The organism is Psychromonas sp., assembly GCF_983033635.1.
Genome location: NZ_CEZLMY010000240.1, coordinates 1 through 4,055 on the forward strand (window position 1 = coordinate 1; position 4,055 = coordinate 4,055).

The 4,055-nt window shown below is 39.5% G+C and carries 5 protein-coding genes; 3 read left to right on the plus strand and 2 right to left on the minus strand.

Going from position 1 to position 4,055, the window contains the following annotated elements; all coding sequences use genetic code 11:
* The first annotated feature begins 490 nt into the window (after positions 1 to 490).
* The 3 genes from AC4GME_RS17735 to AC4GME_RS17745 all read left to right on the plus strand — a co-directional run bounded on the left by AC4GME_RS17735 (position 491) and on the right by AC4GME_RS17745 (position 2,786).
* Positions 491 to 1,249 (plus strand): amino acid ABC transporter substrate-binding protein, encoded by a 759-nt coding sequence (locus AC4GME_RS17735; protein ID WP_490378189.1) that lies wholly within the window; start codon positions 491 to 493, stop codon positions 1,247 to 1,249.
* A 98-nt stretch (positions 1,250 to 1,347) separates the two neighbouring features.
* Positions 1,348 to 2,022, plus strand: coding sequence for an amino acid ABC transporter permease (locus tag AC4GME_RS17740; RefSeq protein WP_490378188.1), 675 nt, complete (start codon positions 1,348 to 1,350; stop codon positions 2,020 to 2,022).
* Entirely contained in the window at positions 2,019 to 2,786 is a 768-nt protein-coding gene (locus AC4GME_RS17745) for an amino acid ABC transporter ATP-binding protein (protein WP_490378187.1), read from the plus strand. Before AC4GME_RS17740 ends, AC4GME_RS17745 begins: the two co-directional genes overlap by 4 nt.
* A gap of 66 nt (positions 2,787 to 2,852) precedes the next feature.
* Here the strand turns inward: AC4GME_RS17745 and AC4GME_RS17750 are convergent, their stop codons facing one another.
* Both AC4GME_RS17750 and AC4GME_RS17755 read right to left on the minus strand, forming a co-directional pair.
* Positions 2,853 to 3,689 (minus strand): CvfB family protein, encoded by an 837-nt coding sequence (locus tag AC4GME_RS17750; RefSeq protein ID WP_490378186.1) that lies wholly within the window; start codon positions 3,687 to 3,689, stop codon positions 2,853 to 2,855.
* A gap of 46 nt (positions 3,690 to 3,735) precedes the next feature.
* Positions 3,736 to 4,055 (minus strand): hotdog fold thioesterase (locus tag AC4GME_RS17755; protein WP_490379934.1); only part of this gene is annotated, 320 nt, incomplete at its 5' end.

Consider the following 4,055-nt stretch of genomic DNA (forward strand, 5'->3'; position numbering starts at 1 on the left):
GAACCCTGGTTCTTCAGTCGCGCCTATGATATTGCGCGGTTAAAACCGCACTTCCCTATTAAAACAGATCAATTAGTTTTGCGGAATGGTATTAGATTACAAAATTATGCGATTGCTATGATTATGAATTATTACTTTTCATTCAGTACCCTATATGGGTAAAGATAAAGTAGTTTGGTACTGACGAATCCCTCGAAAATAAAGCAAAAATAATGACGTAAGGGGAGCGATTTTTATGGCAAATTGGCCTGCCAATCATTGGCAGACTAAAGGCTTTTTTATAAACAAATATATAACCAATAATAATTGGGACGTTTTTTAAGAATATTGACTAATCAAATTGCAGCGTAAATTAAGTGCAATAAAAATATAACATATGCACTTTAGGTATAAATTTTTGCAGTGGATATCGGTTACAATTTTACTTAAATAAGTCGTTAAGTTTATTAACTTCTTAAATCCAATCGCAAACTAATAATGAGAATAGAGAATGAAACAACACATTAAATTAATTATTGCCGCTTTTGTCGCAATCTCGAGTTTTATCACAGTACCAGCATTTGCAGAGCAAACTGTTAAAGTGGGTATGTCAGGCCGTTATGTACCTTTCACTTTCTCCGAAAAAGATAAATTACAGGGTTTTGAAGTAGATCTGTGGAATGAGATTGCTAAACGCTCTGATTATAAAGTTGAGTTTGTAATAGCAAGTTTTTCCGGATTGTTCGGCATGCTTGAAGCAGGACACATTGATACTATTTCTAACCAGATAACAATTACTCCGGCACGTCTTGAAAAATATGTTTTTTCAACGCCTTATGTCATTGATGGTGCTCAAATCGTGGTAAAAAAAGGACGCGACGATATACAGTCGGTTGAGCAGCTTAAAGGCAAAAAAGTGGCGGTTAACTTAGGAAGTAATTTTGAAGAGATTCTTCGAGCTTTAGATACAAAAAAAGAGATCAATATTATTACTTATGATTCAGGATTTGAGCAAGACGTAGTCATTGGACGTGCTGATGCATTTGTTATGGACCGTGTGGGTTCTGCAGCATTAATCAAAAAGTCCGGTTTACCTTTACAGCTTGCTGGTGAACCAATTGAGAAAATAGAAAATGCAATGCCGTTTTTAAATAAACCATCTCAACTGGCTATTCGAGATAAAGTAAATGCGGCGTTATTAGATATGAAAAATGACGGCACATTAGCAAAAATCTCTATCAAATGGTTAGGATCTAATGTAACTGAGTAATTAATCAGTTTCCCAAGCTAGCACTGTAATAAGCTACTTGAAGATTCACATACTATCTTCAAGTGGTTTTTCTTTTAATTTAAAATGAGTCAGTTTTAATGCAAATGTCACTAGATTTTCAATATATTATTGAACTCTTACCTATCTTAATTAAATACCTTGGCGTCACCATGGAAATGGCCTTTTTGGGGTTTTTATTTGCGCTGATACTTGCGGTTATTATAGCGGTAATACGCGTATTTAAATTGGCCGTACTGCACCATATTGCAAGTTTATTTATTTCCTTTTTTCGTGGTACTCCCCTGTTAGTGCAACTGTTTTTATTGTATTACGGATTACCGCATTTCATGCCAATTTTTGCAAGTATGGATGCTTTCACCGCTGCGGTTGTCGGTCTGTCACTGCATTTTTCTGCCTATATGGCAGAAAGTATTCGCGCGGCAATTCTCGGCATTGACAAAAGTCAGATGGAAGCCTGTTTCAGTATTGGTATGACGCGCTTACAGGCAATGTACAGAATCATATTACCGCAAGCCTCCCGGGTGGCGACGCCTTCTTTGATGAATTATTTCATCGATATGATTAAAAGTACTTCCCTGGCATTTACCCTTGGTGTTGCAGAAATTATGGCCAAAGCACAGATGGAAGCCTCCTCCAGTTTTAAATTTTTCGAAAGTTTTTTAGCCGTCGCACTCATTTATTGGGCAGTTGTTGTCTTCTTTACCCGTTTGCAGCATTATCTGGAAATGCGTCTTAATAAGGCCTACTCATGATTAAAGTACAAAATCTCAGTAAAAAATTTGCTGATAATCTGGTGTTAGATTCAATTGATTTTGAGGTGGCACACGGTGAGATCGTGGTCATTATCGGCCCGTCCGGAACCGGTAAATCAACATTATTGCGTTGTTTAAATTATTTGGAAACACCAAGCCGCGGCACGATCGAAATTGCCGGTGTGAAAGTTGACAGTGCAAGCGCAACGAGCGCTGAAATAACCAATCTGCGTAAACAAAGCAGTTTCGTATTCCAGAATTATTCTTTATTTGCCAATAAAACTGCACTGCAGAATGTCGCAGAGGGTTTGATAACGGTCTGGAAAGAGCCCAAGGCCCTCGCATTAAAACACGCCGAGACTATTTTACAGCAGGTCGGGCTTGGCGAAAAACTCCACCAGTACCCTTCGCAGTTATCGGGAGGTCAGCAACAGCGGGTGGGCATTGCACGCGCCATGGCAGCAAAGGGTGAAGTTATCTTGTTTGATGAACCAACGTCTGCACTTGATCCGGAATGGGTCGATGAAGTGTTAGCTGTAATGAAAAAATTAGCGGTACAAAAACAAACCATGGTAGTTGTTACGCATGAGATGCAGTTTGCGCGGGAAGTAGCGGATCGAGTTATCTTTATGGAAGGGGGGAATATCGTCGAGCAGGGCAGCGCCAAACAGATATTTGAAAACCCTCAGCATAAACGCACCAGAGAATTTGTGGCTCGCTCAACAAAGCAAAATCCAAGTGCTTTAGATTCATGTATGCTTTAAATAAACAAAAGTGAAATAATCGTGCAAAAAAATGGTCTGCTAATCATTGGCAGACCATTTTTCAATTTAATCTTTTAAACGAATACCTTTCTCTTCTATATCAATCAGTCCCTTGCGGTATAACTGACCGATTGATTTTTTAAAGTTACCTTTACTCATTTTTAAGATTTTGGCGATTTGCTCAGGTGAACTTTTATCTGAAAGCTGCAGGAAGCCCTGATGCTGCTTCATGCTCTGCAGAATACGCTCGGCAAGCGCATCAACTTTGCCATAACCCACTTTGGTCAAGCCTAAATCAATTTTGCCATCTTCGCGGATCTGTTTGATATAACCGGTACATTTTTTACCGATGCCCATCTCACCAAACACTTCACTGGGGAACAAAACTCCCCAGTGCTTATCATTGATAATCGCTTTAAAACCGATATCAGTCTGATCGGCAATCAGCAGTTCTACCTTTTCGCCGACTTTATAGTCAGCAGGCTCTCTGTCTAAAAATCGATCTAATTTTGAAGAGGCAACTAAACGCTCGCTAATATCGTCTTGATAAACATAAACGACATAACCATAACCCTCTTTCATCGGGATTTTCTGCTGGTTAAACGGTACCAACAGATCTTTCGGTAATCCCCAATCTAAAAAGGCACCCGCGCTGTTGGTATCGATCACTTTCAGTGAGGCAAATTTTCCCGCTTCAGCTTTTGCTTTTTGCGTAGTGGCAATTAATCTATCTTCTGAATCAAAGTACAGGAAAACGAGAATTGTTTGCCCTACTTTCATATCATCGGTGATATAACGCCTTGGTAGTAAAACTTCGCCTAAATCATAACCACCATCAAGGTAAAAACCAAAATCTACCCGTTTAACTATGGTCAGCTCATTATAAGCACCTACTTTAATCATATTGTTTCTCTTTATTTTAAATTCTTAATTATATGTTATCTGTTTTTTAATCTTTAGGTCGATCAATTACGGCTACCGTCAGGCGAGAAGTGCAGACCAACTGTTGCCGTTCATTACTAATATCAATTTGCCAAACGTGCGCACTGAGCCCAATACGTACCGCTTTAACTATGCCCGTCACCATACCACTTTTAACACTGCGCAAGTGGCTGGCATTAATCTCCAATCCTACACAAACTTTATCTTCAGCTACCGCTAAATTAGCGGCCACACTGCCTAACGTTTCAGCCAGAACAACAGATGCACCACCATGTAACAGACCATGGGGCTGTTTAGTACGCTCATCAACCGGCATGGTTCCCTGCA